At 45.8% G+C, this 25,752-nt stretch carries 32 protein-coding genes, 2 tRNA genes, 1 other RNA gene, 1 pseudogene and 1 CRISPR repeat array; of the genes and pseudogenes, 21 read left to right on the plus strand and 15 right to left on the minus strand.

Features of this window, described 5'->3' with window-relative positions; genetic code table 11:
- The first annotated feature begins 57 nt into the window (after window positions 1-57).
- Window positions 58-201: a hypothetical protein gene (locus A3L04_RS11110; RefSeq protein ID WP_197658824.1), complete on the plus strand. Its 144-nt coding sequence runs from the start codon at window positions 58-60 to the stop codon at window positions 199-201.
- 3 nt (window positions 202-204) lie between these two features.
- Here A3L04_RS11110 and ffs read toward each other — a convergent pair.
- The 3 genes from ffs to A3L04_RS00825 form a co-directional block, all read right to left on the minus strand.
- Window positions 205-519: signal recognition particle sRNA (gene ffs, locus A3L04_RS00815), an RNA gene on the minus strand.
- Window positions 520-848: 329 nt separating this feature from the next.
- Window positions 849-1,541, minus strand: a complete 693-nt coding sequence (locus A3L04_RS00820; RefSeq protein ID WP_068575832.1) for a ThiF family adenylyltransferase — start codon at window positions 1,539-1,541, stop codon at window positions 849-851.
- Complete coding sequence (locus tag A3L04_RS00825; protein WP_068575833.1) at window positions 1,531-2,025, minus strand: HIT family protein; 495 nt, start codon at window positions 2,023-2,025, stop codon at window positions 1,531-1,533. Before A3L04_RS00825 ends, A3L04_RS00820 begins: the two co-directional genes overlap by 11 nt.
- Window positions 2,026-2,161: 136 nt before the next feature.
- Between A3L04_RS00825 and A3L04_RS00830 the strand changes: the two genes are divergently transcribed.
- The 4 genes from A3L04_RS00830 to A3L04_RS00845 are packed head-to-tail and all read left to right on the plus strand — an operon-like array spanning window position 2,162 to window position 4,930.
- The gene (locus A3L04_RS00830; protein ID WP_068575835.1) at window positions 2,162-2,641 is read left to right on the plus strand and encodes a 30S ribosomal protein S15; all 480 of its coding nucleotides are present in this window, start codon (window positions 2,162-2,164) and stop codon (window positions 2,639-2,641) included.
- A gap of 27 nt (window positions 2,642-2,668) precedes the next feature.
- On the plus strand, window positions 2,669-4,096 hold the full coding sequence (locus A3L04_RS00835; protein WP_068575837.1) for a DHHA1 domain-containing protein: 1,428 nt from the start codon (window positions 2,669-2,671) through the stop codon (window positions 4,094-4,096).
- Window positions 4,080-4,331, plus strand: a complete 252-nt coding sequence (locus A3L04_RS00840) for a KEOPS complex subunit Pcc1 (protein ID WP_068575839.1) — start codon at window positions 4,080-4,082, stop codon at window positions 4,329-4,331. Before A3L04_RS00835 ends, A3L04_RS00840 begins: the two co-directional genes overlap by 17 nt.
- Complete coding sequence (locus A3L04_RS00845) at window positions 4,328-4,930, plus strand: 30S ribosomal protein S3ae (RefSeq protein ID WP_088859092.1); 603 nt, start codon at window positions 4,328-4,330, stop codon at window positions 4,928-4,930. Before A3L04_RS00840 ends, A3L04_RS00845 begins: the two co-directional genes overlap by 4 nt.
- Before the next feature lie 3 nt (window positions 4,931-4,933).
- On the opposite strand, the gene A3L04_RS00850 is transcribed toward A3L04_RS00845, so the two are convergent.
- From A3L04_RS00850 to A3L04_RS00860, 3 genes are all read right to left on the minus strand, one after another.
- Window positions 4,934-5,380 carry an Lrp/AsnC family transcriptional regulator gene (locus A3L04_RS00850; protein WP_068575843.1) on the minus strand — a complete coding sequence of 149 codons (447 nt, stop codon included), beginning with the start codon at window positions 5,378-5,380 and terminating at the stop codon, window positions 4,934-4,936.
- Window positions 5,381-5,459: 79 nt separating this feature from the next.
- Complete coding sequence (locus A3L04_RS00855) at window positions 5,460-5,735, minus strand: nucleotide pyrophosphohydrolase (protein WP_068575845.1); 276 nt, start codon at window positions 5,733-5,735, stop codon at window positions 5,460-5,462.
- The gene (locus A3L04_RS00860; protein WP_068575847.1) at window positions 5,713-6,111 is read right to left on the minus strand and encodes an ArsR/SmtB family transcription factor; all 399 of its coding nucleotides are present in this window, start codon (window positions 6,109-6,111) and stop codon (window positions 5,713-5,715) included. Before A3L04_RS00860 ends, A3L04_RS00855 begins: the two co-directional genes overlap by 23 nt.
- Before the next feature lie 119 nt (window positions 6,112-6,230).
- On the opposite strand from A3L04_RS00860, the gene A3L04_RS00865 reads away from it, so the two are divergent.
- From A3L04_RS00865 to A3L04_RS00880, 4 genes are all read left to right on the plus strand, one after another.
- Complete coding sequence (locus A3L04_RS00865; protein WP_394326725.1) at window positions 6,231-6,983, plus strand: DUF2666 family protein; 753 nt, start codon at window positions 6,231-6,233, stop codon at window positions 6,981-6,983.
- Between the two features lie 59 nt (window positions 6,984-7,042).
- Window positions 7,043-7,756, plus strand: coding sequence for a PrsW family intramembrane metalloprotease (locus A3L04_RS00870; RefSeq protein ID WP_068575849.1), 714 nt, complete (start codon window positions 7,043-7,045; stop codon window positions 7,754-7,756).
- Entirely contained in the window at window positions 7,750-7,956 is a 207-nt protein-coding gene (locus tag A3L04_RS00875; protein ID WP_068575850.1) for a hypothetical protein, read from the plus strand. Before A3L04_RS00870 ends, A3L04_RS00875 begins: the two co-directional genes overlap by 7 nt.
- A gap of 185 nt (window positions 7,957-8,141) precedes the next feature.
- Entirely contained in the window at window positions 8,142-8,354 is a 213-nt protein-coding gene (locus tag A3L04_RS00880; protein ID WP_068575852.1) for a hypothetical protein, read from the plus strand.
- On the opposite strand, the gene A3L04_RS00885 is transcribed toward A3L04_RS00880, so the two are convergent.
- Window positions 8,338-9,324 carry an asparaginase gene (locus A3L04_RS00885; protein ID WP_068575854.1) on the minus strand — a complete coding sequence of 329 codons (987 nt, stop codon included), beginning with the start codon at window positions 9,322-9,324 and terminating at the stop codon, window positions 8,338-8,340. The two genes, A3L04_RS00880 and A3L04_RS00885, sit on opposite strands and share 17 nt — an antisense overlap.
- Window positions 9,325-9,410: 86 nt before the next feature.
- Complete coding sequence (locus A3L04_RS00890; RefSeq protein WP_068575856.1) at window positions 9,411-10,100, minus strand: DUF4152 family protein; 690 nt, start codon at window positions 10,098-10,100, stop codon at window positions 9,411-9,413.
- A 74-nt stretch (window positions 10,101-10,174) separates the two neighbouring features.
- Here A3L04_RS00890 and A3L04_RS00895 point away from each other — a divergent pair, with 74 nt between their 5' ends.
- On the plus strand, window positions 10,175-10,618 hold the full coding sequence (locus A3L04_RS00895) for a hypothetical protein (protein WP_068575858.1): 444 nt from the start codon (window positions 10,175-10,177) through the stop codon (window positions 10,616-10,618).
- A 52-nt stretch (window positions 10,619-10,670) separates the two neighbouring features.
- Here A3L04_RS00895 and A3L04_RS00900 read toward each other — a convergent pair whose 3' ends face one another.
- A complete protein-coding gene (locus A3L04_RS00900) occupies window positions 10,671-12,014 on the minus strand; it encodes a glycogen/starch synthase (protein WP_068575860.1) in 1,344 nt (447 codons plus the stop codon).
- A gap of 84 nt (window positions 12,015-12,098) precedes the next feature.
- Here A3L04_RS00900 and A3L04_RS00905 point away from each other — a divergent pair.
- A pseudogene (locus tag A3L04_RS00905) lies at window positions 12,099-12,948 on the plus strand (carboxylate/amino acid/amine transporter).
- On the opposite strand, the gene A3L04_RS00910 reads toward A3L04_RS00905, so the two are convergent.
- Window positions 12,920-13,501, minus strand: a complete 582-nt coding sequence (locus tag A3L04_RS00910; protein WP_068575864.1) for an endonuclease dU — start codon at window positions 13,499-13,501, stop codon at window positions 12,920-12,922. The pseudogene A3L04_RS00905 and the gene A3L04_RS00910 overlap by 29 nt on opposite strands.
- Window positions 13,502-13,528: 27 nt before the next feature.
- Between A3L04_RS00910 and mobA the strand changes: the two genes are divergently transcribed.
- The 3 genes from mobA (at window position 13,529) to A3L04_RS00925 (ending at window position 15,167) form a co-directional block, all read left to right on the plus strand.
- Window positions 13,529-14,116, plus strand: coding sequence for a molybdenum cofactor guanylyltransferase (gene mobA / locus A3L04_RS00915; RefSeq protein WP_068575865.1), 588 nt, complete (start codon window positions 13,529-13,531; stop codon window positions 14,114-14,116).
- 87 nt (window positions 14,117-14,203) lie between these two features.
- Window positions 14,204-14,812, plus strand: coding sequence for a TIGR00288 family NYN domain-containing protein (locus A3L04_RS00920; RefSeq protein ID WP_068575868.1), 609 nt, complete (start codon window positions 14,204-14,206; stop codon window positions 14,810-14,812).
- A complete protein-coding gene (locus A3L04_RS00925) occupies window positions 14,697-15,167 on the plus strand; it encodes a TIGR00288 family NYN domain-containing protein (RefSeq protein ID WP_084448831.1) in 471 nt (156 codons plus the stop codon). Before A3L04_RS00920 ends, A3L04_RS00925 begins: the two co-directional genes overlap by 116 nt.
- Here the strand turns inward: A3L04_RS00925 and cobO are convergent.
- Window positions 15,164-15,688 carry a cob(I)yrinic acid a,c-diamide adenosyltransferase gene (gene cobO, locus A3L04_RS00930; RefSeq protein WP_068575869.1) on the minus strand — a complete coding sequence of 175 codons (525 nt, stop codon included), beginning with the start codon at window positions 15,686-15,688 and terminating at the stop codon, window positions 15,164-15,166. The genes A3L04_RS00925 and cobO overlap by 4 nt on opposite strands.
- Before the next feature lie 108 nt (window positions 15,689-15,796).
- Here cobO and A3L04_RS00935 point away from each other — a divergent pair, with 108 nt between their 5' ends.
- Together A3L04_RS00935 and A3L04_RS00940 are read left to right on the plus strand one after the other, a co-directional pair.
- Entirely contained in the window at window positions 15,797-16,627 is an 831-nt protein-coding gene (locus tag A3L04_RS00935; protein ID WP_068575871.1) for a DUF835 domain-containing protein, read from the plus strand.
- A gap of 25 nt (window positions 16,628-16,652) precedes the next feature.
- Window positions 16,653-17,732: a DmpA family aminopeptidase gene (locus tag A3L04_RS00940; RefSeq protein WP_068575873.1), complete on the plus strand. Its 1,080-nt coding sequence runs from the start codon at window positions 16,653-16,655 to the stop codon at window positions 17,730-17,732.
- Window positions 17,733-17,741: 9 nt separating this feature from the next.
- Window positions 17,742-18,511: direct repeats of the CRISPR family, unit length 30 nt; unit sequence CTTTCAATTCTCTTCTAGTCTTATTGGAAC.
- 490 nt (window positions 18,512-19,001) lie between these two features.
- Here the strand turns inward: A3L04_RS00940 and A3L04_RS00945 are convergent.
- Window positions 19,002-19,079: transfer RNA gene (locus A3L04_RS00945), tRNA-Gly, on the minus strand.
- 8 nt (window positions 19,080-19,087) lie between these two features.
- Window positions 19,088-19,164, minus strand: a tRNA-Phe gene (locus A3L04_RS00950).
- A gap of 57 nt (window positions 19,165-19,221) precedes the next feature.
- Between A3L04_RS00950 and A3L04_RS00955 the strand changes: the two genes are divergently transcribed.
- Entirely contained in the window at window positions 19,222-19,929 is a 708-nt protein-coding gene (locus A3L04_RS00955) for a biotin--[acetyl-CoA-carboxylase] ligase (RefSeq protein ID WP_068575874.1), read from the plus strand.
- Here A3L04_RS00955 and A3L04_RS00960 read toward each other — a convergent pair.
- Together A3L04_RS00960 and A3L04_RS00965 are read right to left on the minus strand one after the other, a co-directional pair.
- Entirely contained in the window at window positions 19,915-20,820 is a 906-nt protein-coding gene (locus A3L04_RS00960) for a 2-phosphoglycerate kinase (RefSeq protein ID WP_068575876.1), read from the minus strand. The genes A3L04_RS00955 and A3L04_RS00960 overlap by 15 nt on opposite strands.
- On the minus strand, window positions 20,804-22,096 hold the full coding sequence (locus A3L04_RS00965; protein WP_068575878.1) for a CobW family GTP-binding protein: 1,293 nt from the start codon (window positions 22,094-22,096) through the stop codon (window positions 20,804-20,806). Before A3L04_RS00965 ends, A3L04_RS00960 begins: the two co-directional genes overlap by 17 nt.
- 140 nt (window positions 22,097-22,236) lie before the next feature.
- Here A3L04_RS00965 and wtpA point away from each other — a divergent pair, with 140 nt between their 5' ends.
- From wtpA to A3L04_RS00985, 4 genes are all read left to right on the plus strand, one after another.
- On the plus strand, window positions 22,237-23,286 hold the full coding sequence (gene wtpA / locus A3L04_RS00970) for a tungstate ABC transporter substrate-binding protein WtpA (RefSeq protein ID WP_068575883.1): 1,050 nt from the start codon (window positions 22,237-22,239) through the stop codon (window positions 23,284-23,286).
- Window positions 23,287-23,398: 112 nt separating this feature from the next.
- Complete coding sequence (locus tag A3L04_RS00975; RefSeq protein WP_068575885.1) at window positions 23,399-23,839, plus strand: methyltransferase family protein; 441 nt, start codon at window positions 23,399-23,401, stop codon at window positions 23,837-23,839.
- Window positions 23,840-23,891: 52 nt separating this feature from the next.
- Window positions 23,892-24,638, plus strand: a complete 747-nt coding sequence (gene wtpB / locus A3L04_RS00980; protein ID WP_068575887.1) for a tungstate ABC transporter permease WtpB — start codon at window positions 23,892-23,894, stop codon at window positions 24,636-24,638.
- A 34-nt stretch (window positions 24,639-24,672) separates the two neighbouring features.
- Window positions 24,673-25,749, plus strand: coding sequence for an AAA family ATPase (locus A3L04_RS00985; protein WP_068575889.1), 1,077 nt, complete (start codon window positions 24,673-24,675; stop codon window positions 25,747-25,749).
- Window positions 25,750-25,752: the final 3 nt, after the last annotated feature.

Below are 25,752 nucleotides of genomic sequence, written 5' to 3' on the forward strand. Positions count from 1 at the left end.
AGAAAGGCCTTAATTGCAATAACTAGGGGAGAAAAAGATTTTCACTCTAGAGACTTTTTGAATAGGTACGAATTCAAGAGATCATCTACCGTTCAAGCAGCTATAAAGGGGCTTAAAGACAGGGAGATTATCATTAAAGAAGGAGGAAAGTACATCATTGAGAATCCAATTCTTGAGCTGTGGATTAGAAGGATATTCTAGCGGCGGCGGGCGCGCCCGAGGGTGGGAACCCTCCACCGCTCCCTTTCACCGGGGCCTACCTCATCCCCGCACCCCCGCGAGCGTGCTCCGTGGCCCCTACCGCTGCTCCCTTCCGGGCCTTGCGGGGTTCAGGGCCCAAAGGGGGTTAGCACGGCCCTTCAGCCGTGCCTCCCCCACCGGGCACCCCGCGGGACGAGGACTCATCGTTCGGCCCCGGCTTCCGGGAGCGGCTTCGGGAACCGCCCCCCGGGCTTCGGCCCCGGCATATCGGCGGTTTCCGGTTACAGGGGACGCCGAACCCCCCGGCCTAGCCCGCCGCCAAATAAAAGTTTTCTAGGCAGGTTTTATAAAGGTTTGGCCAATTGAGAATTTTACAAAATCTTGTGCAAAATACTTTTAAAGACTCATACCTATTGGGGTAAGGACAGTTTAATCAACTTACACGCACATGCTAAAATCAGACATTCTTAAATCAAATTTTAGCAAAATTATGTTCTGAACCTGGGTTCGAATGTAGAACTTCTAATATGCTACATAAATTCTAACAGGATAAGTGCTTAAAAATGTAAGCAAGCTAGGAAAAATAGGCGATGACGACTGAATCCAATGCTGAGCTAGGGCGATGATTGACCCCAGAGTGGCCGAGCCTAGAGCTCTATAACCTCATAAGCATTGTTTGCTAAATCAACTATTAGGAGCTTGTTGGCCAAAGGCCTACCATAGCCCGTGATAAGCTTAACAACTTCAGTGACCTGAATACTTGCAATTACGCCAGCAGTAGCCCCCAAAATTGGAAACTTTCCCTTTTTTCTGACTTTAGGAAATATCTCCTTTAGCCTTTTGGTTTTCCCGGGAATTATTGTTGTCACTTGACCGTATAACCCCTCCACCGCACCGTGAACTAACGGAATCCCTCTCTTGTGGGCATAGTCGTCCAGGAGATACCTAGTCTCAAAGTTGTCAAGGCAGTCAACTATAACATCAACATCCTTAAGCACCTCATGTATGTTTTCTCCGGTGAGCTTACCAACGAACGTTTCTATCCTTACATCAGAGTTAAACCTCTCAAGCTTCCACTTGGCTGATATCGGTTTTGGATTCTTGCCGAGATCTTCCTCCCAGTGAAGTATCTGCCTGTTCAAGTTGCTTAACTCCGGTGTTTGCTCATCTACCAGCAGGATAGTTCCAACGCCGGCTGCAGTAAGATAGTAAGCTACAGGACTGCCCAAGCCACCAACCCCAACTACTGCAACTTTAGCCCTCTTTAACTTCTCTTGCCCCTCAACGCCGAAAAGCATTATCTGTCTGTCGTAACGCTCAAGCTCTCTTTCACTCAACATTTTCGATCTCCTCTATTGCCTGCTTGATTTCATCGTAGGCCTGCTCGAGCGATTCAGGGATTACTTTAGTGTCCGCAATTACCGGCATAAAGTTTGTGTCTCCGTTCCACCTTGGCACTATATGTAGATGAACGTGCCCGTCTATTCCAGCTCCAGCAACCTTACCTATGTTAAATCCTAAGTTGAAGCCATCTGGCTTCATTACCTTCCTTATGGCTTTCATTACTAGTGCCGCTAACTTCATTATTTCCAGCATCTCCTCGTCTGTTAGATCTTCTATACTCTTCACGTGCCTGTACGGAGCAACCATTACATGCCCAGGGTTGTAAGGGTAGTTGTTCATTATTATAAATGCATACTTCCCACGATATAGAATGAGCCTTTCCTTATCCCTGTTCTCCTTTGGAAAGTCGCAGAAGATACAGCCTTCGTGCTTGGGCGATCTTATGTACTCAATCCTCCACGGAGCCCACAGTATCTTCATCTCACCACCTAATTAGGGACGGAAAGGAATTTTTAAAAGCTTTAGCTATGTACACAAACCTTTTAAATCAATCTATTTAGCATGACGCGAAGGGGCGGCTGGCCTAGGCTGGCCGTCACCATAGGAGGTGGTGTAAATGGCAAGGATGCATGCTAGAAAGAGGGGTAAGAGCGGTTCAAAGAGGCCTCCAAGGACTGCTCCCCCAATATGGCTCGAGCACATAACCGTTGAGGAAATTGAGAACTTAGTGGTTAAGCTCAGGAAGGAAGGTTACAGCACCGCAATGATAGGGACGATCCTTAGGGACCAGTACGGAATTCCCACTGTCAAGCTCTTCAAGGATCCTGACAACCCCAACAGGAACTTAACGATAACGAGAATCCTTGAGAAGCACGGTCTCGCCCCAGAGATTCCAGAGGATTTGATGTTCCTTATTAGGAGAGCAGTCAATCTTAGGAAGCACCTTGAGCAACACCCGAAGGATCTGCACTCAATGCGCGGTCTCCAGCTAATAGAGAGCAAGATCAGGAGACTTGTCAAGTACTACAAGAGAAAGGGCAAGCTTCCAAAGAACTGGAGATACGATCCAGAGCAGGCAAAGCTTCTCGTTCGCTGATCTTCATTATTTCCTTTGGTGTTTTTCATGGACAAGGAGGGATTCTTGGACAAGACTAGGGAAGCTGTTGAGACCGTTAGAATTCACATCGAGTTAGGGCACACTATAAGGATCATCTCCCATAGGGATGCTGACGGCATCACAGCGGGAGCAATTCTCGTTAAAGCCCTTTCTAGGGAAGGGGCCAAAGTTCACGTTTCAATAGTTAAGCAGGTCAGCGAGGAGCTAGTTAAGCAGCTGAAAGATGAGGACTACAGAATTGTTATATTCTCTGACTTAGGTAGCGGGTCGATAAGCCTGATTAAGGAGCATTTGAGTGATAGAACTGTCGTTATTCTGGACCATCATCCCCCAGAAACAACGGAGACCCATGAAAAGCACATTCTCGTAAATCCAGTTCCTTTCGGGGCTAACAGCGTCAGAGATCTGAGCGGTTCTGGGGTTACGTACTTTTTCGCCAAAGAACTTAACGAGAGGAACAAGGATCTCGCTTACATAGCGATAGTTGGTGCCGTAGGGGATATGCAAGAGAACGATGGAGTTTTCCATGGGATGAACCTTGAAATAATAGAGGATGGCAAGTCCTTAGGAATTCTGGAGGTAAGGAAGGAGCTAAGACTCTTTGGGAGAGAAACTAGGCCCCTCTACCAAATGCTAGCTTACGCAACAAATCCAGAGATACCAGAAATTACAGGTGATGAAAGGAAGGCAATGGAGTGGTTGAGAAACAAGGGATTCAATCCTGATAAGAAGTACTGGGAGCTGAGTGAAGAGGAAAAGAAGAGGCTCCATGACCTCCTAGTTATCCACATGATAAAGCACGGAGCAGGAAAAGAAGATATAGACAAGCTAATTGGCGACGTTGTTATAAGTCCATTATACCCAGAGGGAGATCCAAGGCACGAAGCCAGAGAATTCGCAACCCTGCTTAACGCAACCGGAAGGCTAAACCTAGGAAACTTGGGAGTTGCAGTGTGTCTAGGGGATGAAGAGGCATTTAAGAAGGCAATGAAGATGGTTGAGGATTACAAGAGGGAGCAGATAGAGGCTAGGAAATGGCTGATACAGAACTGGAGCAGTGAGGTGTGGGAGGGAGAGAACGTCTACGTTCTCTACGTTGGTAACAACATTAGGGATACCCTGGTTGGGATCGCCGCCAGCATGGCCATAAATGCCGGACTCGCTAAACCCGAAAAGCCAGTTATAGTGTTTGCCGATACCCCAGAGGATCCAAACCTCCTGAAGGGATCGGCAAGAACTACAGAAAAGGCCTTAGCTAAAGGATACCACCTTGGAGAGGCCCTTAGGAAGGCAGCAGAAATAGTTGGAGGAGAAGGAGGAGGACATGCCATTGCCGCAGGGATTAGGATTCCTAAGGCAAGGCTTGCGGAGTTCAGGAAGCTCATCGATAGATTGCTTGGAGAGCAGGTGAAAGGAAATGAAGATCAGGGCTGACATCGAGATGGTATGGGAATATGAGGATGAGGAAGTTGCAAAGGCCATAGCCAACGCCGTAAATGTTGACAACATTTCTATCCCCGAAGGGCTTAAGAAAAGTTTAAATCTTATTACCTTCCCCGAAGGAGCGAAGGTAATAACAAAAGTTAAATATGAAGGAGAGATTGAAACCCTCATAGTCGCTCTCGATGATTTGATATTCGCGATCAAAGTTGCTGAGGAGGTGTTATGATGGCAGCTAGGAGGAGAGTTAGTGCAACTAGAGATAAGTGGAAGCTAAAGCAGTGGTATATTATTTACGCTCCAGACTTTTTCGGAAGTGTCGAAGTTGGACTTACTCCGTCTGATGATCCTGAAAAGGTGCTCAACAGGGTCGTTGAAGTAACCCTTAAAGATGTGACAGGAGACTTCACCAAGGGGCATGTTAAGCTGTACTTCCAGGTTTACGATGTTAAGGGGCAGAACGCATACACTAAATTCAAGGGCATGAAGCTCGCTAGGAGCTACATAAGGTCTCTTGTAAGGAGGAGAACCACAAGGATCGATGGAATATTCAACATAACAACTAAGGATGGCTACAAGCTTAGGGTTATGGCAATGGCCATAGCGATGAGGAGGATTCAGACGAGCCAAGAGAGGGCAATAAGGAAGATTATGCAGGAAATAATCTACAAGAAGGCTGAGGAGCTCAACTTCAAGGACTTCGTTCTCGAAGCTGTAAACGGAAAGATCGCCGCAGAGATCGCCAAGGAGGCAAAGAAGATCTATCCATTAAAGAAGGCAGAGATAAGAAAGATAAAAGTTCTTGGGGAACCTGAGGTTGCAACTTAAGTCTTAAACTATCTCAAATTTTGGAACTTTGCTCACAAACACCACTTCGACGTTTTCTATATCTTTAACATTTGATAAAAACTCATTAACCCTATTTTCTGCACCACTAAGATCCTTTGGGACAAGAATATGGACGATAAGGTTGTACCTACCAACTCCTTTTTCGATAATCTTGACGTATTCAATATCAGAGATATCACTAACAACCTTATCAACATCTGCCATCGGTTTCAGCTTTATCAGTACTACTGCATACATGTAACCTAATTTCTCTAGATCAGGAAGGATTGTAAATTTTTTGATAACTCCTAATTTTTTTAACTTTTCCATTCTCCTGGCAATTCTCTGCCTTGTTGTGCCTAACATTTCCGCTAATTCTCTATAGGTAAGGCGAGAATTTTGAGATAATATTTTAATCAATTGCAAATCAACCTTATCAAGTTTCCTCATACACCCACCCTTTCTGATGAAGAATTGGCTCTATAAAAACGTTTCGGACGATTTCCAATATTCCAAGGTTATTACAGCGTCACAAATCTCTCATTGAATATTTTCTAATTGTGTCCCTTAGAGCATCTTCCATGTCAATTTCGAAATAGTTGGCTATGCAGATTAATGCAAAGAGAACGTCCCCTATCTCTTCCTTTAATTTTGAGGGATCCTTTTCGCCTTTAACACCCTCAAAAGATAAAATAACATCAGCAAGCTCGCCTACTTCCTCAACCAAGGCTGTTAACATCTGAGCTGGCGTCCAATAGCCACCCAATTTCTTTATCAGTTCATCAACTTCCTTTTGGACTTTCATAACCAAGGTCCTCCAAGAGTGCATCTAGGTACTCCCTGAGCTTCTCCTTATTCGTCGTGTAGAACCTAAGCTTACCCTCTTTCTTTTCCTCAAGTATTCCAAGCTCCTTGAGAATCCTGAGGTGGTGACTAACAAGGGTTTGATCAACTTCCAAAGCCTCGGCTATCAGGCACACGCACATCCACCTATCCATAAGCATCTTCAGTATTCCATACCTTATCGGGTTTGAGATTATTTTAAGGAACCTATTTACATCGTCACTAGGGTACACCTCTATTTCCTCGTCAAGGTCGAGGAGGTTGCACCTCTCGAGGCATCCCATTACTGTCTTCCTCTGCCTATCACTAAGCTTTTCAATAAGCTCCCTGACTTTCATTACCTTCACCAACGTATAGTGTGTAACCAAAGGTATAAAAAATTTGTTTCATCTGAATTCATGCGCAACCCAAAAAGATTTTCAACTTGGGTACAGAAGATAAACGGGAGGGACAAAGTGTGGAGGTAGTTGAATTCACAATGAAACATAAGGGATTCGCCGTGGGAGAGAGTGTGAATGAGCTGACAGATGAAAATGTTGCAAGATTCTTGGCTAGAGTTTCTAACACTGTCCTCACTAAGTTCCCTGAATACTTGGAGGAAAAAATTGATGTTAAGGGACTGCTAACCCTAATCCCAAGCGGAAGTTTGGAAGAGAAGCTCAAATTCCTAAGGTCCCCAGGAACATCAAGAAAGATAGGGAACTATGTAAGAGAAGATGATAAGAAGCTGAAGAAACTATTAGTTGAAGTCGCAAAGGCTGTCCTCACTAGGGAAGCCCTAAAGGATGAGCTACCAGTGGAGTTCCCTGGGGGGAGGATAGAGGAGCTAAAAACCAAGCCCAGGTACAGAGAGGAGCACGTAAACTTCACAGCCAAATATGGAAGGTGGATAGTTGTTAAGAGGCTCATAATCGATGAGAAAACTCCAATGCTCGACATAGCAAGGCTACTCGCGAGCATAAATGAGACGGCAGTAAATAAGATACAGGAGTTCGTGAGAATTGACATGAGCGGAATAGAGGAGCACTTCTCAGAATTCAAGAAGGTTAGGAAGGGAGAGGATATAGCAAAGCTCGTTGAAAAGTTCAGAGAGTTCAAGGGAAGTGATCTCGAAGTTAGATATGCAGTAAACGTTATGTTATCAAAGCTAAACTTAACAATAGACCCTCCAGCAAAGAACCTAGAGAAGTACCTCGAGAAAGCGGGATGATGAAGCCGAGGACACCTGAGCGGTGATGACTCTTCGCTTCGCCGACCGGTGGTGATATAGTGTCCCTAATCACTTATCTCATATTTTTCGCGTACGCCCCTGCCCTAGCTTTGCTGTGGTACTTCTACCACCAAGACAAGCTTGAACCGGAACCAAAGAAAGTTGTTATTGGAACATTCATTATGGGAGGTAGCCTTTCTATTGCGGTTGCAATAGTTCTCGAGAGCATCTTAGTGCCAAGGTGGTTCCAGAGCATTCCAGCCCTGCTCCCAGCCACGTTTTTCTACACTGCCCTTGTTGCTGGAGTCGTTGAAGAGCCCGCAAAGGCTGTAGCTATAAAGTATGCCTATAATACTGGAAACCTCTTTGGAATCATGGATGGTGTTGTCTATGGTGTTGCAGCGGGATTGGGCTTTGCAGCAACGGAGAACCTCCTCTACGGTCTAGGATATGGCCTTGGAACAACGATCTCCAGAGCCCTTCTGACTCCATTTGCACACGCAACGTGGAGCGCAATAGTTGGGGTCGGATACGGACTTAAGGCGGAAGGAAAGATACACACGGTAACTCCCTACTTTGCCATGGCCATATTGCTCCACTTTCTCTGGGACTACTTCGCGTTCCTGTCAACTGTGGTTCCTCTGTACTCGATTATGATATACCTGCTACTCCTGCTAAACTTCCTTATACTTAGGAGATTGATAACCCTGGGGAAGATTGAAGATATGCAGAGATACTGGTGGTACTGGCTTTTGGGTGGTAGGAGATGGTAGATATAACTAATGCCCTACTCGAGATTAGACCCTATGTTGAGTACTATCAGAAGCTTAAAGAGCTCGCAGAGTCAATAGCTAGGGAAGCTCAAAGCATTGAGGAGGTTATCAAAAAGCTAGAAGAGGAAGAAGAGAGAGCGTCGGAACCCTTCAAAACGGATATAAGGATACTCATAAACCATTTAAGAGCCTTCAGGTGATGCGGACTTCATCACAGGTCAGCCGGTTGATCCATCATCATCGGCTGAAACTATTTAAGCCCAGCCAAGTATAAAAGGATGTCCGATGATGGCAACAGGGTAGCTGCCGAGTTGATGAGGAAGCCGTTCCAGACTGAGGAGGAAAAGTTTTATCTCCATAAAATAAATTCTGGATGGTGATGATCATGTACATGGCCGAGTTCAAGTTAAGGTTTGGAAGCAGAAAGTGGTACGTCAGGAGAATAGTTGAGGCAGATAGCTACGAGAAGGCCGTAGAGCTAGCAAAGAAGTATGCGGAGCTCATGAATAAGGGAGAGGTTAAGTGGGAGCTCGCAGATGTCTATGAGGCAAAGAGACCCCTAATGATTGGAGAAGAAGAAATCAAGAAACTCGAGTGAGCTCTCCTACCATGTTCTTTCTCATCAACTCTCTGATTTCCTCAACTTTTCTTGTGTGCCCCAAAATCCACATAAGTTTCGTCACGGTAGCCTCTTTTGTCATGTCTCCAGCCGGAATTATCCCAGCCCTGAGAGCCATTCTTCCTACCTTATACCTCATAAGATCTACCCCATCGTAGACGGCTTGGGTCGTCATTACAACTGGTACTTCCGAGGAAATCTCGGAGATAACCTGCAAAAGGTTGCTGTTCCTGTAAGGGATACCACCAGCCCCATATCCCTCTAAGATTATCCCCCTGTAGCCCACCTCTATAGCCTTGAGGATTATATCACCAGAAAGTCCAGGGATTAGCTTAAGAACCAGAACCTTAGGTTCGTGCCTGGTGTCTAACTTTGTCTTCCCAGGATCTAGCTTTGGCCTGTAAAGTACGCTCAGCCTATCACCTATTAGTTTAGCGATGATGGGATAGTTTATGCTCTCGAAGGCATCTAGACTCATCGTTCTTACCTTCGAAGTCCTCACCCCAAGCATGACCTTACCATTAAATGCTACGAAAATTCCTGGGATTCTACTCTCAAGAAACTTGAGAGCGGTAAGCAGGTTAAATGGAGCATCACTGTTTTTCTCCATTAAGGGTACCATCGAGCCAGTAAGAACTATAGGCAGGTTCACACCCCTAACCATAAAAGAGAGCATGGAAGCTGTGTAGGCTAATGTATCAGTACCGTGAGTTATCAATATACCATCAAAATCTCCCGCCCTCTTGTAAACCTCCTCAGCTAATTTAACCCAATCTGAAGGCTGAATTAACGTGCTGTCAATGTTCATTAGATCCAAGAACTCAATCTCATGATCAGTCTTTATCCCGGAGATCTTCAATATCTCTTCCGCCGAGAGGGCGCTCTCATAACCTTCGCTCCCCCTCACGCTTGCTATCGTCCCTCCCATTCCGATCATGAGAAACCTCATTTGATCACCATAACTACTAGAGAAACCCAAATTTAGGATTTTTGGCAAATTATTTATAAAAATTTGGGTGAAAAATTGACAAAATGTCAATGCTTAGATGTAACTTCGAATATAAGGAACCTTCTGACTAAAGGATTTGGATATACCTCCCACTTAAGCCCCTCAGGAACTTCGAACTCAACTACGCCGAAGAGGCCGTACTCCCTAGGATCAAGACTCCTTCCAACGAGCTTACTGCCCTCAACTTTAACTTCCATATACCTGGGAAGGCCAACAATCACATGACCTTTCTCTTGGGCCTCCTTGAAGGCCCACACAGCCGAGTATATCCCAGAATATATCTCAGCAATCCTAATTGGAACGCTACTCTTCCCTATTGCCACTACCTCTATCCCAGTCTCCTCCCAGAACTTCTTCGCTAAGGGTTGAAGATCCTTTGAGAGATCTTTCCAGACCTCCTTACCCCTATCGGATATCCCAAGAGCATCTATAGTCGGCTCATCAAGCTTTCTGACTTCAATTCCACCTAATGTAGAGTCCAAGTGAATAACATCAGGCTTAACCTTCTTCGCGAGCTCTATAGCGAGCTCCATCTCATCCCTAATAGCCTGTCTTCCACTAAGATCATAATTATATGGATCCGCAAAGCGAACCATGACCTCACTTGCGGTTTTATACGGCTTTTCGACGAGAACGGCTACCGTCGCTATTAATCCCAAAGGTTGGAAAGCGTCATCAAGGACTGCTCCACCAGTATCGGCAGCTACTATCCTCATTATACCACCTCCAGAAAGCGTTAATGAGGAATTACTTAAGCGTTTTGAGGACGTATAAATTATGATGATTGAGTATGGAGACAGTTAAGTTCGTAATAGGAACGTATGTGAGGGATCTCTGTGAGGGACTCAGAATAGCAACGCTGAAGGGCATAGCATACATGATAATAGGGGACAGGGAATACCCAGTTATTGAGGGAACCATACCTCCTACAATTCAGGTGTTCCTTCGTGACGGGCATATGACATTTTATGCATTCTGGAGGGAAGATGGAACCGAGCACGAAGCCTTTATAAAAGCAGCCTTGACTAAAATGCACATACTTGAAAACACGATATACATAGAGCCTCACGGAGCCCTCGAAAAGTTTGATGCCTCAGTAGTTTTAAAGCTGGATGCCCCTAAAGAAGTTCTTAAAATACTGAAGAAGATAGTTGATGAGGAGAGGCTCTGGACGATTGAAGAGGAAAGTGAAGTAGCATCAACTTATTTAGAGGAATACCTAAAAAATAAATGAGATGATGAGCTTGGCCGCTACCCGAGCGGTGAGGGAGTAACTCCGGTGCTGATCACAAAGCGAAATCAAAGAACCTATCTACACTCCCCCCATATACCCTTACATACCTTTCAGCCGCTTTTTTCCAAGAAAAACTTCTTGCCCTTCTCCTGCAGTTCTCCCTCAGCTCCTCAACGAGTTTTGAGTTCTCTTTAGCCATGTGAAACATCTTTAGCATTGCATTAGCTAATGCCCAGGGATCACCAGGCTGAACTAGCAAGCCGGTGGCAGTATGAGGTTCCTTATCAAGGCTTATTATCGTGTCCCTGAGACCGCCAACCGAAGAAGCTATTGGAATAGCCCCAAGACACATCGCCTCAAGCTGGACAAGGCCAAAGGGTTCAAAGTATGACGGAATAACGACGAAGTCCACGGAACCATAAAGCTCCCTCACAAACTCCCTAGAGAGCATCTGAGTAAGGACAACTATATTCTTGTGGGAGTTTGCCAGTCTCTTCGCCCACTCTTCAAGCCCAGGATCACCCTTTCCCACTATTATAAACCTCATTTCTTTGAACTCCTCCCTAGAGGACAGTATCTCTATAGCCCTTAACAGAACGTCAACACCCTTCTGACCCCTATCAAACCTACCTATGAACATGAAGGTAACTCCATCATCCATACCAAACTTCGATAGCAACTTTCTCCTCCGCTCTTCCCTCGTGCCCTCAAGGAACTCTTCGCTCCAGAAGCTACAGTCAATGCCGTTGAAAACGTAAGTGACCTTTCCATCGAAGTTCCTGAAGAAGCTCCACTCATCCAAGAGGTAGCCCCTACTAACCGTAGTTACGATGTCAGCGATGTAGCCTCCAGTGTGTTCAGGATCCAGGTCAGGATAGGGGGCCAGCTCGGAAAGGTTGGCCTCATGGAAGTAGTAAGCCGGAATCTTAGCTTTGTTAAGCCTATGGATAGTAAAAACGGCTGGAATCTGGAAGTACTTCTTTATTAGGGCCCCGGCAAATACGGTGTGCCAATCATGAAAGTGAACTACTCCTGGGAGGTCCTCATCCTTCAATAACTCATTTAACACGAGAACACTCGCCTTCCCAAAGAAGACGGACTTTCTAAGGAGACCATCCCATCCTGGGCCGTAAACATCAGTAGAATCTAAAAGGCCCCCACCGATCCTGTAGACCCTCAAATTTCCCTCCTTTTCAAGGTGAACCTTAACCTCAACGCTCTCGCCAAAGGCCTTAACCCTTCCAATTCTGTCCCCTTGAAACTTTCCGTGAGAAGGGGTGAAGACTATAACTTCATGACCAAGCTCAGCTAAAGCCTTCGATATGTAAGTCAGAGCCTCGGCAAGTCCACCAACCTTAATGGGGAGGTATTCAAATCCTAAAAGCAACACCTTCATGTTCAACACCAATAGGGATAAACGCGGGCCTCTTTAAAGGGATTTCTCGCAAAGTTAATAAGGAAGGGGAAGAACGGCTGAGCGATGAGGGGGTACATCTTAGTTTTCCTTGCAGCTGCAATGTGGGGAACTCTTGGAATATTTGCAAAATTCCTGTACCAGTACAACCTATCAACATACACGATAATCTTCTACAGGGTGTTTTTCGCTGTCATATTCCTCTTTGCCTACCTGAAAGTTAAAGGAATTGACCCCTTCATCGAGAGGGAGAGGATAAGATTTTACCTTGCTTATGCATTCTTCAGTATATTCCTCTTCTATGCTCTGTACTTTTACACGGTGAAAATTTCTTCAGTTTCATTCGCCGTCCTCATGCTCTATACGGCTCCTGCGTACTCGGTTCTATTTGGGAGGCTGATATTCAAGGAAAAGATAACGCCAACTAAACTGTTAGCCGTTGCACTAGTGATTACCGGAGTTGTACTCCTGAACACTGACTCAATCACCGTTTCGAAGCTTGCCATAGCAACGGGCCTCGCCAGTGGCCTTACATACTCCCTCTACGGTGTCTTTTCAAAGATGGCCGTTAGGAAAGAAGAGCCAGAGAAGGCACTCTTCAATGTTCTCCTCATCGGAATGCTTTTCCTGATACCATTCACTGACTTTAGGGTCCCAACGGGAGCAATTCCTTACCTAGTGGCCCTAGCTTTTTTTCCCAACATTCCTGGGATACATACTCTACAATACGGCCCTCAAAACCGTAGAGATAAGCAGAGCGTCAGTTATAGCAACGATAGAGCCAGTAGTTGCAATGACCCTTGCATTTCTTATCTTTGGAGAGCGCCTCACAGTCCTGCAGATAATCGGAGCGGGTTTAATAATAACAGGAGCAATCCTTGTTCAAATCACTCCTTCCTACTCTCGCCAGTCATGACGGCAGAAGCTATCATGTGGGCCAACCTCAGGGCCTCAGGAATTAAAGAATTCCTTCTCGTTACAGTCAAGATCTCCCTGGCAGTTTCATCGTTTACGCCAACCGCTTGGTAGTACAACTTTCCTGGGATCAGCTCTCTTATCGGCCCGCCCCTTTTCAGTAGAGAAAGCCTAACATCGTAATCAGGGAAGTGTTTTCTAAGGGCATTCTCAATTGCCTCAAAGTTGGGCTTCTTCCTTATAACGACTATAACAGGCAATCCCGTCTCCTCAGAGAGCCTGCAAACGTCGACAACGTTGAAACCTGCGTATGTTATCCCCTTGAGGAGGATAACTCTGAGATCCTTAAACCTCGAAGACAGAATAGCATCTATCATCGCATCGGTAGCATCTAGACCATCAATAGAAATCCACCTGGTAACAACCCCAAGGACGTCCATTGACCCTTTCATGACAACTCCAACTAGGATTACCTTCTCACCCTTAGCCTTAAATTTAAAAGTACCATCATCAAACCCAACAACCCTTATCTCCCTCTTGACCTTCCTTATCATCGCGAAAAATTCGGTGAGGGAGTTAAAATGCTTGGCGTGATATTTGCGGTCAAGCTCAGGAAAACTGACAACTACCTCATCCCGATAAACGACGAGCCCATGGTGAAGATCATAGAGGAAAGGCTTAGACAGGCAAAGAGGGTAGAAGACGTTATAACCCTCGTCAAGAAGGGACAGGAAAGGAAGTACTCACTGCACGTTAGTAACGTCAGGCCAGTGAAGGGCAAAACGGTGGTAGACGCCCTTCTCGAAGGCCTGCCCCCAGGGGGGGATATATTCCTGATAAAAGGAGACAAACCTCTCGTGATGCCCTTTTTGATCAACTACATGACGTCATTGTACCTAGAGGAATTCCTCGATGCCCTAATCCCAAGGTGGAAAAATGGTGAAGCAGAAGTTTTCCACGCCGTGTACAATGTAAGGGCCTTGAGAAATGCCCTCGGAGGCATGAAGGCAGAAGGGGAGAAGGATATAAGGAAACTCCCAGAGTATATAGATGCAGAGTTCTTGGAGATAGAGGAGCTTATGAAGAAAAACGAGAAAGTGTGGTGGAGCTTTTTCACCGTTAAAACCTCAGAGGATCTCAGGAAAGTTCTGCTCAGCGGGCTTGTATAATAGAAAAGCAAAAATACTTGTTAGACCATTACTACTTGGCATACTTCATCGATTACCGCAGATTACATCAATGCCCAGGTGGCAACGATGGCAAGATGGGAGAGGATCGTTGAGGGTGTTAAGAGTATTGCACTGATAAAGAGCAAGATTATAACGCGAGGTAAGAGGATAGCCCTCCTAGTTGACGGGCCCAACATACTCAGGAAAGACCTCGGCATACATCTGGAAGATATAGTCGAGGCCCTAAGCAAACTCGGGAACATTAGAGTTGCTAAGGTTATATTAAATCAGTACGCACCCCAGAGCTTAATTGAAGCAGTATCAAATCAGGGGTTTGAGCCCGTAATAGTGGCCGGAGAGATAGGGGTAAAGCTGGCAGTCGAGGCAATGAGGGAAGTCTACAACCCAAACATAGACATGATAGCCCTAGCAACGAGGAATACCGAGTTCGTCCCAATAATCCTCAAGGCCAAGGAAAAAGGGAAGGAGACGGCAATTATTGGAGTTGAGCCCGGGCTGAGCTCAGCGCTAAAGCATGCAGCAGACTACGTAATAATCCTCACGCCAAGGGGTGAGGGGGTTGAGGAGGGTTATAGCGAAGATACTGAAGAGGGAGGAGGAAGAAGGGGAGAAGACGATAGGATTGATCATCGATGGACCCAACATCCTAAGGAAGGAGTTCGGGATAAAGCTTGAGGACATAAAGGCAGCCTTGGAAAAGATAGGAAAGATAAGGGTAGCTAAAGTCGTTCTCAATCAGTACGCACCCCAGGGACTAATTGAGGCCGTGGTCAACCAGGGATTCGAACCCATAATAGTGGCTGGAGACACGGATGTTAGGGTTGCAATAGAAGCCATGGAGCTGATATACAACGCAGATATAGACGTTCTTGCCTTGGCCACGAGGGATGCAGACTTCCTCCCCCTCATAAGTGAGGCCAAGAGGAGGGGAAAGGAGACAGTTATAATTGGAATTGAGCCGGGCTTTTCTGTGGCACTTCAAAATGCCGCAGACTACATAATTAAGATGGAGAAGAAGGGCGAAGACTAATACTCAACACCCCTCCTAGCAAGAATCCCTTTCTGGTAGGGATGCTTTATCTCCCTCATTTCGGTGACGTAGTCAGCCAGCTCGTAGAGCTCTTCTGGACAGTACCTGCCCGTTAGGACAAGCTCAGTGTTTGGGGCTTTACTCCTTATGAGCTCCTTAACCTCATCAACGCTTATCATCCCAAAGCCAAGGGCAACGCAGATCTCATCCAATATTACCAGATCCCACTCCCCGCTCTTCACTACCTCTTTAGCCCTCTCAAGGGCCCTTTTTGCAGCTTCTATATCATCCTGCCCGGGCTTTCCATGAACGAACTTTGGAAGGCCATAAGACTCTATCACAAAACCGCACTTCTCAGCCATGTGATACTCCCCATAGACCTTAGGAGCCTTCATGAACTGTATCACTATAACTCTACCGCCGGAACCTAGCATTCTAACTGCCAGCCCTATAGCAGCAGTCGTTTTGCCCTTCCCGTTTCCTGTGTATATGTGGACTAAACCGAGCTTCTCCCTCCACATAAGACCACCTCAGCCAGTATGCCCCTCATCACCACTCAGCCGAGCGAGATTCATCACAGGACAAAGGATATAAAGTCCAAGGCAAATTAAAATTTCTTGGGTTACACTATGGAGATAGTGCACTTAGGCTATTTTGTCAGAGATTTAATAGTCATGGCAACGACTTTAACTGCAACAGTAATAATTTTCATCCTTAGGCGAAGAGCTAGAGCAACCCTCCGATACAGGCCCTTCGCACTAGCATCCTTTTTAGGATTCATAAGCTTCGTTGTAATAACTTTGGCCCAAATAATTGGTGCCTTAATAAACACTACGGTCTTATACGCTGAAAGAGAGTACTGGCAGGCTGTAAGGTCAGTGCTACTAACCGTCGCAGCCTTCCTGCTCCTTCTCTCAGTAATGATGTTCTATGTTCCTTTTGGAAGGGGGAAATACATGGTTCTCAAGGTTGTCACGGAGCCAACACTGGAGGCCTGGGGAGGGTACTGGTGTAGACGAGAAGAGTGCTATGCGGCGTTTAAGGAACTCTTAAAGATGAGGCTTCCTGGCATAGCCATAACTAGAAACCCACCGGAAATATTTAGGGAAAAACTAGGACTAAAGCTGACCCCCGTCATATGGATATCAAAAGTCCAGCATGAAGATGCAATAAGCCCCACAAGGCTAGAGTACCTAATCCAGAGACTCGCGGATTTCTTGAAGAGCGTTGATGTTGATAAAGTCATTCTAATAGACTGCGTCGACTATCTAATTTTGGAGAATGGAGAAGATGCCGTGTTCAAGTTCATAACTACCCTTAAAGACTTGGCAACACTAAACAGGGGAATATTAATAGTGAGCATAGAAAAGGAGGCCTTATCAGACAAAGCCTACAATTTCTTAACATCGGAGCTTGAACCCATAGAGAACCTCAAAATGAAGGCGAGGGAGGAAGAATAAAAAACCAATGCACAAACATTCAAACATGAAGGCCCATGAGCTGGGAATCGAGATAGGTGTCTTCAAAAAAGGAAGGAAAGACTCAATAACTGACGTTAAGGGAGTGAAGATTGGCCACGTGACCCTGATAAAAGGTAATGGAAAGCTGATCCCCGGGAAAGGGCCGGTAAGAACTGGGGTCACAGCAATACTTCCCCACGATGGAAATATATACAAGGAGAAAGTTTTAGCCGGAGCCTTCGTTATGAACGGTTACTCCAAGCCAGTGGGACTGATACAGCTCTGGGAGCTTGGGGTCGTAGAGACTCCGATAATACTAACAAACACCCTCAGCATAGGGACGGCTGTTGATGGTCTCCTCGACTACGTTCTGAGGGAGAACGATGATATCGGCGTGAAAACTGGATCGGTAAATCCTCTAGTTCTAGAGTGCAATGATTCCTACCTCAACGACATACGCGGGAGGCACGTGAAGAGAGAGCACGTTGTTGAGGCCATTGAGAATGCCAGTGAGGATTTTGAGGAGGGAGCGGTTGGAGCTGGGACGGGAATGAGTGCATTCGAGTTTAAGGGAGGTATAGGATCAGCGTCAAGGGTAGTAGAGATAGAAGGTAGGAAGTACACGGTCGGAGCATTAGTTCTCAGCAACTTTGGAAGGAGGGAGGATTTAACGATAGCGGGAGTGCCCGTGGGTATTGAGCTGAAAGACTGGCCAGGTAAAGGAGGAGAGGGTAAGGGAAGCATAATAATGGTCATTGCCACCGATGCACCCTTAACCTCAAGACAGCTAAACAGGCTGGCCAAGAGGGCAACGGTGGGGTTAGCTAGAACTGGAGGCTACGCCTACAACGGAAGCGGAGACATAGCGGTTGCATTCTCAACTGCAAACAGGGTTAAGCACTACGAGAAGGATATTATGGAAATTAAAGCGTTGCCCGACTCAGTTCTCTCACCATTGTTTAAGGCAACGGCGGAAGCCGTGGAAGAGGCAATAATAAACTCACTACTGAGCGCAAGGACTATGGATGGACGAGATAATCACGTGAGGTACGAGCTCCCAAAGGATAAACTAGTGGAGATAATGAAGAAGTACGGCAGGATTTAATACCCCTTTCTTTCAATTCTCTTCTAGTCATATTGGAACGTTTAATGCGAGGTATGCTAAATTATCGAGATATCAACTTTCAATTCTCTTCTAGTCTTATTGGAACAAGCAGTAGGGGCAGCGATACTTACCCCAAGCCGTCATTTCTTTCAATTCTCTTCTAGTCTTATTGGAACTTCAAACCTCCGATCGACGTTAAAGCATTCGTTGAGAACTTTCAATTCTCTTCTAGTCTTATTGGAACATGGTGAACGACGACAGGGCGTTCAAGGCAGGCTACCGTCTTTCAATTCTCTTCTAGTCTTATTGGAACCAAACTTTGTTAATACCCTGAAGAACAACTTCTTAGGCTTTCAATTCTCTTCTAGTCTTATTGGAACTTGGGGACTGCAGCAGGAGCTGGATGTTTTGCCACTTTCAATTCTCTTCTAGTCTTATTGGAACTGAGATGGGAAATGTTGACGTGTCGATTATAGAAGTCTTTCAATTCTCTTCTAGTCTTATTGGAACGTGCTCGCCGCAATAATAGCCGTCGCCGCAGTCTCGTCTTTCAATTCTCTTCTAGTCTTATTGGAACAGCGTAAGGGTGGAGGTCTGGCTGAACAACACGAAACTCTTTCAATTCTCTTCTAGTCTTATTGGAACTGGCGCCCGGCCGAGCTGGGCCCGTCCGGAATGAAGCTCTTTCAATTCTCTTCTAGTCTTATTGGAACAAAGATAACTTTTGCCCTAACCTTCTCGGGGTCAAACTTTCAATTCTCTTCTAGTCTTATTGGAACAGGCGCGATTTTTCGTGCAATTCTCCCAATATCCTCTAAAAAAGCTCCGATATTATAAGCCTTTCGATGACGGGCCACATTATACCTGCCAATAACGCGGATCTTAACTCGGGCTATAAACCTCGTATTCAATGTATAAAAGGAGGTGCAACCTCAAAATATCTAAAAGTTAAACACCCTTGCAGACTCCAAAATGCCCTGAAGCCTTCTCTCGAATGCCACTCTTCTCTCATGTTCCATCATGCCAAAAGCTCAGGATATATCGTGCGTCAATATATAACTAAGATTTCTGATAATTTAACAGACAAATTTGAAGAAAATTCGTTACATAGTATAACCAAAATTTAAACATTTAGTGATATTTTCACAGTATGTTACTAAAACCCTCCAAAGACTAAAGAGCAGAGAATTAGCAAATTCGAGAAAGGATCAGGGAAACTAAGAAAAATAGCTACCCAAGGAGGTGTTTCTAAAATTCTTAGAAGAAGAATGGTGCGGTGGCCGGGATTTGAACCCGGGTCGCCGGCTCGGAAGGCCGGCGTCCTAGACCAGGCTAGACTACCACCGCACAAGCGCTGGTGGGGCGGGGGGGATTTGAACCCCCGACACCCGGATCTTCAGTCCGGTGCTCTCCCAGGCTGAGCTACCGCCCCACCCTCGAAAGTTATGGTGAAGTATGATTTTTATAAACCTTGCGGTTAGCTTAACATATGCTTGGCCTAAAAACTTCTGTAATCGGCAAAAGGGTGATATACTACCAGGAAATTTCCTCTACGAATGATGTGGCAAAATCCCTCGATGTTGAAGAGGGGACAGTCATTATCGCTGACAGGCAGGCAAGAGGAAGAGGACGACTTAACAGGGAATGGATTTCCCCAGAGGGAGGGTTGTGGCTTTCGGTAGTTTTAAAGCCAAAGGTTGAACCCCAGGACATTCCAAAGATAGTTTTCCTGGGAGCCATAGGGGTTGTTAGAATGCTAGAAGAGCTGTCAATTCCAGGGAGAATAAAGTGGCCAAACGATGTTTTAGTAAACTTCAAGAAGATATCGGGGATTTTAACTGAAAAGGTCGGGGAGAAGGTGATCCTGGGCATTGGAGTCAATGTAAACAACGATGCCCCCGAAAACGGAATAGCCGTAAAGGATGTTCTAAACAGGAAGGTAGATTTGGTGGAGGCCTTTAAAACCCTGTTAGAGAACCTCGACGAGCTGTACGAGATCTATTTAGAATCCCCCGAGACAATAGTAGAATTGGCAAGAGAGTTAATGATACTCAACGTCCCGGTCAAGGTCATCGGGGATGGAGAAATTACGGGGGTTGCTGAGGGAATAGATGAAGATGGGAGGCTTATCCTTAGGCTTGACAGCGGTGAAGTGAGGAAGATACTCTACGGTGACGTGTCCCTAAGGTTCCTCTAACATGTCAAGTCCTTTCTTCTTCATTATTTCCACTGTTTTTTCCATTATATCCTGCATTATCCTGCCAACGGTCCCCTCGAGCTCTATGTTTTCTATTATTGGTATCCCAAAGCCCTTAGCCCTCTCTATAAGGTAGTCCTGTATTTCAAGTATTGCATCAAGGTGAGCTATGTAATACTCGGCGGATCTCTTGCTGTACCTAGTTCTCTCGTAGAACCTTGCCTCGAGCTCTTCCCTGCTTCTCGCAACTATCATGTACATAAAAGTCATCTCATGGTTCATGTCAACGAACCCAGGGACAACGTGAATTCCCTCGATTATCGCGTTTAGTCCTTCCCTTCTAGCCCTCTGGATCACGGCGTTTATCCCAACGGAAACAGCACTCACTTGGCTTTCGAACCCAGCTATTACTGGCGATCCCTCTATAGTCCCCCTAAGCTCCTTCCAAGCCAAAAATGTGGATGTGTGGATTGTAGGGAGTAACTCAGGAGTAATTATCTTTCTCAGGACCTCCCTTATAGTGTCAGTCCCTATGACGCTCCTTATACCAAGTCTAAAGGCGAGCTCTGTGGCTATAGTGGACTTTCCAACCCCGGTGGGACCGCCCAGGAGGATTATTAGGGGAATCTTCATCTTTCGGAATCTCCTCCAGAAGAGGTATCTCTTTGCCTCCTCCTTAAACCCCCTCTCAACGAGCTTTTGATAGGTTAATCTCCTTATCTCGTCCTTGGTAACCAGGGTTTTTCCTTTCCTTCTAAGTTCCTCCTGAACCTCTATCGCTATGCTGTAGGCTAGGTCAACGTCTATTCCAACAGATGTTATTGACCTCGTGAGGATCCCCCTCGAAAAGGGAAGCGATACTTTGCCTCCCTTCTCAACCACCCTTATCATTTACAACCCTCCTCGCGAGCTCCCTAACAGCCTTTGCGAGGTCTTTGCCGTCAATGTTCCTTGGCTCGTTGTCGAGAAATACGATATTTCTGCCCTTGCCTAGGGCATCCCTAACCACAACATCAACCGCCCCGGCTTTAAGCTCCACTATGGCGGTGTCGTAACCAAAGTTCGAAAGCTCTTCCCTCAGCTTTTTCCTGTTGGCTAGGCTACCCGAATAACCAACGACATCAATTCCATCCCTTTTTAACTCCTCGGCAACTTTCCTCGCCGACTCTGGAGATGTAGTGACGACTATTGCCTTGCCCTCTACCTTACCTATGAGCCTGGGGGCGAACCTTGTAACGTGAACGTCAGCTGATGGATTGATTTCTTCAACGACCCTGAGAATCTCCCTGAGCTCGCTCTCTCCAACAGAATCGGCCATTGTAACAACGACTATGTCAGCCAAGGAGACTCTAAAGGGCCCGAAGTAGTCCCTAACCTTGGATACTCCCTGCCTAGCGCTTACGACCGTTATGAAACCTTCAGAGAGGACGTTGGCGAACGTTGCCCCTGAGCCCTCGAATACTATTAAGTCCGGGTTTAGGGATTTCGCAACTTCTATCCCTTCCTTTACAACATCAAAGAATGAGAAGCCAGCTAAGCCTCCTCCGCACCTCCTACAGCCGACTGTAGCAACTCCCGCCATTAGGGCATCTTCAAAGTGATCGGAGGCAGCATGTTTCCCCTCCTCAGCAACCTTTAGAAGGAACTCGGGAGTTATCTCTATGAGATCCCCCCTTATAACCTCGGGGCTCTCGGGTCCTCCCCTGCCCATTGTGACTATTACGACTCTGTACAGATCCTTTAATGTTCTGCCTACAAAGGCCCCAACGGAAGTTTTCCCCACCCTTTTTCCGGTCCCTATGATGTTTATTGAGGGAACATCAATCTTAAGCCACTCTTTTGGCCTGAATTGGAAGTCCGCACCAATGTAGCTTATTCCCCTCCTTAAGAGAAATGAGGCAACCCTAAACCTGAGCTCTGGGGTTAAAACGGGATCATCGCTCAAATCAAAAACTTCTTTAACGTTATTTTCTGATAGGGCTCTCTCCAGCGCCCTAAATATATCCGAGTTATGGTATAATTTCACGCCGAGGGCTTTTTCAACGTCCTCTATCCCACCTATCTTCTCAATTCCTCCCACGAAGACCGCACAGCAGGGTCTTATTTTATCAAGGGCCCATCTGTTCACGTCGGGATAGTGCTCTCCATCTATAAGGGCTAGCCTCATGAGAATCCCCCATTTAAGTATTCTGCTGGAATTAAAACGTTTCCTTCGAAAATTTTTAGTTAAACATTTTTGCTTAACATTTAAGCATATTTAACGAAATTTTTAAATGCCTTTGTTTGTCACAGTGGTGGGGTTGCAAAATGAAGAGAGGTCTAATAATAGGCATTCTAGTTCTCGGTGTCCTAATCCTAGGTTGCATTGGATCGTCAACCCCAACGGGAACTTCAAGCTCCAAACAGGTAAAGGAGGCGAAGCTAATAATATTCCATGCAGGTTCCCTGAGTGTTCCCTTCCAACAACTGGAGAAGGAGTTCGCCGAGTACGCCGAGAAGAACCTTGGGGTTAAGGTGACGTTTCAGGATGAGGCGAGCGGAAGCGTTAAGGCCGTTAGGAAGGTCACGGACTTGGGAAGGAAAGCCGATATAGTGGCGGTTGCCGACTACACCCTAATTCCACAGCTCATGGTTCCAAACTATACCAACTTCTACGTCCTGTTTGCGACTAACGAGATAGTCATAGCGTTCACGGACAAGAGCAAGTACGCCGATGAGATGCTCAAGAACCCTGATAAGTGGTACGAGATACTCGCCAGGGAGGACGTGAAGTTCGGCTTCAGCGATCCAAACCAGGATCCCTGTGGCTATCGTTCAGTGATGGTGATGAAGTTGGCTGACCTCTACTACAAGAAGCCGATCTTTGAAACTCTAGTTGAGAAGACCACTAACATATACGCGAACGGAACCCACATCTACGCTCCAAAGGAGATTCAGGTCAGGGACAGGAGGGTTGTTATAAGGCCAAAAGAAACTGATTTAGTTGCCTTGGTTGAGTCTGGTAGCCTAGACTACTTCTTCATTTACAAGAGCGTTGCAGAGCAACACAACCTCAAGTACATTACACTTCCAGATGAGATCAACCTTAAAGACTTCAGCAAGGCGGACTTCTACGGCCAGGTTTCCATTACCTTAGGCTCAACCGGGAAGACTATAAAGGCGAAGCCGATAGTTTACGGAGTAACGGTTCTAAAGGATGCCCCCAACAGAGATCTCGCGATAGAGTTCCTCAAGTACCTACTGGGAGAGAACGGACAGAGGGTATTCAAGGAGAACTATCAGGACTTCATAACACCGCCGATAGCCTTTGGAAACGTCCCTGAGGAGATAAAGGGATTGGTTAAGGTTGAGGGTTAGGGTCTTTCTTTTTCTTCTAAATTTTGGTAAAGTTGAGTTGACCAAAATCCTCGGATTTCGGTAAAGTCAGGTTTACCATAGTGCTATTAAGATCCCAGGATAATTAGATAACATGGAGTCTTCAAAGTTCAGGAGAATAGTGTTCGCGGTGTTCTTTCTTTTAATCCCCATATCAGCAATCTTTCACGTGCCAGTTGATGGATTGTCTCGGGCAATGCACATAGCAAGAGCTCTTATTCTTGCTATAACGGTTCCTTTAGCCATCTACATCCACTCACTGTTCCCGAAGAAGCACGATAGGCCAGAGGATTTTAAAGAGCTGTTGACGGATGGGCCCTATAGGTATGTGAGGCATCCGTTTTATTCAGCATTTATCTTCATGAGCTTCGGGATAGCCCTCTTCTTTTCAAGTATTCCTGGGCTTTTCTGTTACTCGCTGATGCTCCCGCTGTGGAACAAGCTGGCCGAGCTAGAGGAGAAGGAGCTCCTAGAGTACTGGGGAGAGAAATACGAGGATTTCATGAAGACGAGGGGAGGTTCCTCCCGAAGTTAAACATTATCATTAAACAATAACGTTTTTTAAATCAGTCAAGATTTCAAGAGAGATGAGGAGGGACTACACAATTTACTTCTTCGCAGCAATCGGGAGCTTCCTCATAGTCTTCATAGCCCTCCCGCTAATGGTGATATTCGCAAAGCAGGCCTATGACTACAAGATGCTCATAAAAACCCTCCACGATCCCCTCGTTTTAGAGGCCTTAAGGAATTCCGTTCTAACTGCCACTGCTACAGCCGTCCTGTCCGTCCTGTTTGGAGTTCCCCTGGGTTACGTGTTGGCGAGGAAGGATTTCAGGGGCAAAAGCCTAGTGCAGGCCATAGTTGACGTTCCCGTTGTAATCCCCCACTCCGTCGTTGGTATAATGCTCCTCGTGACCTTCTCAACTGCAATCTTGGACAGCTATAAGGGAATAGTTGCTGCCATGCTGTTTGTTTCCGCTCCCTTCGCGATAAATGCCGCTAGGGATGGATTCCTAGCTGTGGACGAGAAGCTCGAGCAGGTAGCGAGAACTTTGGGTGCCTCTCAGCTCAGGACCTTCTTTTCGGTGACGCTCCCAATAGCGTTTCCCTCGATAGCCAGTGGAGCAATAATGGCGTGGGCCAGGGCCATAAGCGAGGTCGGTGCGGTTTTGATAGTTGCCTACTATCCAAAGACCGCCCAAATTCTGGTGATGGAGTACTTCAACAACTACGGATTAAGGGCTTCAAGGCCGATCTCGGTGATACTGATCGCGATGAGCCTTACGATATTCGTCATCCTGAGGTGGCTGGTTGGTAGAAAAATTAAAGTATAATTAAGGGGTTCTCCCACAGGAGGTAGAGATAGGTATGATAACATCCCTCCACATTAAGAATTTTAGAGGTATCTCAGAGTTACGTCTCACCGATTTAGGCCAAGTTAACGTTATCGTAGGAAGGAATAATGTTGGAAAATCATCTATTCTTAAAGCAATTTCAATTGCCTTAGGAGCCGTAAATCAGGATGTATCAGTACTAAAGGAAATTCTAAATCGAGTGTTAAAGTGGAGGGGATGGTTAAAACGTGCATCGGTGCACTCTTTGTTTAATACCCCTTCGACCCCAATAGAGCTAACATTCGTTGCCAACAATACTCCCTTTTCCGCGAGATTCATGTACCCCAGCTATCTCCCGCAGACCATTGAAAAAGAATTCGGTATCAAGTTTGACAGTGAGACTCTCAAGAACATGCTTTCAGAATCTGTTGAGATTGTACCGGTCCAGATTAAAGCAGGTTCATTTAGCCGTAGAGCCTTGGTTTTAATTTCAGAGAATGGAGCAATGGTAATAACTACCCCTAACGACGAATTATATCCAATCGAATTTCCTATTGAGTTTGTAACGCCTTATGACATGAGCACTCCTGGATTTATTGAAGAGGTTTTTTCAAAGGCGTTTAAGGCCAAGTCTTATTATAAGGCACTTGAAATTATCCAAGAAGCATATCCGGAAGTCGAAGGGCTTAGCCCTGTCCCCGAAGATGGAAGTGTTCTAATGTATGTAGACACAAAACATGCCCCCAAAAGCATTCCCTACTATAGTATGGGGGATGGATTCAAGTTCCTCTCTATGATAGCATTTCTCGTTTCTTCAACAAAAAATGGATACCTCCTTATAGACTCCGTTGAAGCGTTCCACCATCCCAAATCACTAGAAGTGACCACTGAAACTCTAATAAAAGGAGCGAAAGAAAATAACGTTCAAGTTTTTTTAACAACTCATAGCCTAGAGTTTATTGATACGATTCTAGAATACGGAATGGAAGAAAGTGTCAATGGGAGGATCATTTATATAAAGCAGGAAAAGGGGGAACTCGTGCATAGTATAGAGACATTTGAAAACGCCAAAGAGATCAGAGAGATCCTCGGAATCGATTTAAGGGGATGAATT

This window comes from Thermococcus chitonophagus (genome assembly GCF_002214605.1).
Classification (GTDB): Archaea; Methanobacteriota_B; Thermococci; order Thermococcales; family Thermococcaceae; genus Pyrococcus; species Pyrococcus chitonophagus.

Coding starts and splice junctions, on each gene's coding strand:
- A3L04_RS00820 (WP_068575832.1), bottom strand. CDS start 1,541: ATGTTGAGTGAAAGAGAGCTTGAGCGTTACGACAGACAGATAATGCTT.
- A3L04_RS00825 (WP_068575833.1), bottom strand. CDS start 2,025: ATGAAGATACTGTGGGCTCCGTGGAGGATTGAGTACATAAGATCGCCC.
- A3L04_RS00830 (WP_068575835.1), top strand. CDS start 2,162: ATGGCAAGGATGCATGCTAGAAAGAGGGGTAAGAGCGGTTCAAAGAGG.
- A3L04_RS00835 (WP_068575837.1), top strand. CDS start 2,669: ATGGACAAGGAGGGATTCTTGGACAAGACTAGGGAAGCTGTTGAGACC.
- A3L04_RS00840 (WP_068575839.1), top strand. CDS start 4,080: ATGAAGATCAGGGCTGACATCGAGATGGTATGGGAATATGAGGATGAG.
- A3L04_RS00845 (WP_088859092.1), top strand. CDS start 4,328: ATGATGGCAGCTAGGAGGAGAGTTAGTGCAACTAGAGATAAGTGGAAG.
- A3L04_RS00850 (WP_068575843.1), bottom strand. CDS start 5,380: ATGAGGAAACTTGATAAGGTTGATTTGCAATTGATTAAAATATTATCT.
- A3L04_RS00855 (WP_068575845.1), bottom strand. CDS start 5,735: ATGAAAGTCCAAAAGGAAGTTGATGAACTGATAAAGAAATTGGGTGGC.
- A3L04_RS00860 (WP_068575847.1), bottom strand. CDS start 6,111: ATGAAAGTCAGGGAGCTTATTGAAAAGCTTAGTGATAGGCAGAGGAAG.
- A3L04_RS00875 (WP_068575850.1), top strand. CDS start 7,750: ATGGTAGATATAACTAATGCCCTACTCGAGATTAGACCCTATGTTGAG.
- A3L04_RS00880 (WP_068575852.1), top strand. CDS start 8,142: ATGTACATGGCCGAGTTCAAGTTAAGGTTTGGAAGCAGAAAGTGGTAC.
- A3L04_RS00885 (WP_068575854.1), bottom strand. CDS start 9,324: ATGAGGTTTCTCATGATCGGAATGGGAGGGACGATAGCAAGCGTGAGG.
- A3L04_RS00890 (WP_068575856.1), bottom strand. CDS start 10,100: ATGAGGATAGTAGCTGCCGATACTGGTGGAGCAGTCCTTGATGACGCT.
- A3L04_RS00895 (WP_068575858.1), top strand. CDS start 10,175: ATGGAGACAGTTAAGTTCGTAATAGGAACGTATGTGAGGGATCTCTGT.
- A3L04_RS00900 (WP_068575860.1), bottom strand. CDS start 12,014: ATGAAGGTGTTGCTTTTAGGATTTGAATACCTCCCCATTAAGGTTGGT.
- A3L04_RS00910 (WP_068575864.1), bottom strand. CDS start 13,501: ATGATAAGGAAGGTCAAGAGGGAGATAAGGGTTGTTGGGTTTGATGAT.
- mobA (WP_068575865.1), top strand. CDS start 13,529: ATGCTTGGCGTGATATTTGCGGTCAAGCTCAGGAAAACTGACAACTAC.
- A3L04_RS00920 (WP_068575868.1), top strand. CDS start 14,204: ATGGCAAGATGGGAGAGGATCGTTGAGGGTGTTAAGAGTATTGCACTG.
- cobO (WP_068575869.1), bottom strand. CDS start 15,688: ATGTGGAGGGAGAAGCTCGGTTTAGTCCACATATACACAGGAAACGGG.
- A3L04_RS00935 (WP_068575871.1), top strand. CDS start 15,797: ATGGAGATAGTGCACTTAGGCTATTTTGTCAGAGATTTAATAGTCATG.
- A3L04_RS00940 (WP_068575873.1), top strand. CDS start 16,653: ATGAAGGCCCATGAGCTGGGAATCGAGATAGGTGTCTTCAAAAAAGGA.
- A3L04_RS00955 (WP_068575874.1), top strand. CDS start 19,222: ATGCTTGGCCTAAAAACTTCTGTAATCGGCAAAAGGGTGATATACTAC.
- A3L04_RS00960 (WP_068575876.1), bottom strand. CDS start 20,820: ATGATAAGGGTGGTTGAGAAGGGAGGCAAAGTATCGCTTCCCTTTTCG.
- A3L04_RS00965 (WP_068575878.1), bottom strand. CDS start 22,096: ATGAGGCTAGCCCTTATAGATGGAGAGCACTATCCCGACGTGAACAGA.
- wtpA (WP_068575883.1), top strand. CDS start 22,237: ATGAAGAGAGGTCTAATAATAGGCATTCTAGTTCTCGGTGTCCTAATC.
- A3L04_RS00975 (WP_068575885.1), top strand. CDS start 23,399: ATGGAGTCTTCAAAGTTCAGGAGAATAGTGTTCGCGGTGTTCTTTCTT.
- wtpB (WP_068575887.1), top strand. CDS start 23,892: ATGAGGAGGGACTACACAATTTACTTCTTCGCAGCAATCGGGAGCTTC.
- A3L04_RS00985 (WP_068575889.1), top strand. CDS start 24,673: ATGATAACATCCCTCCACATTAAGAATTTTAGAGGTATCTCAGAGTTA.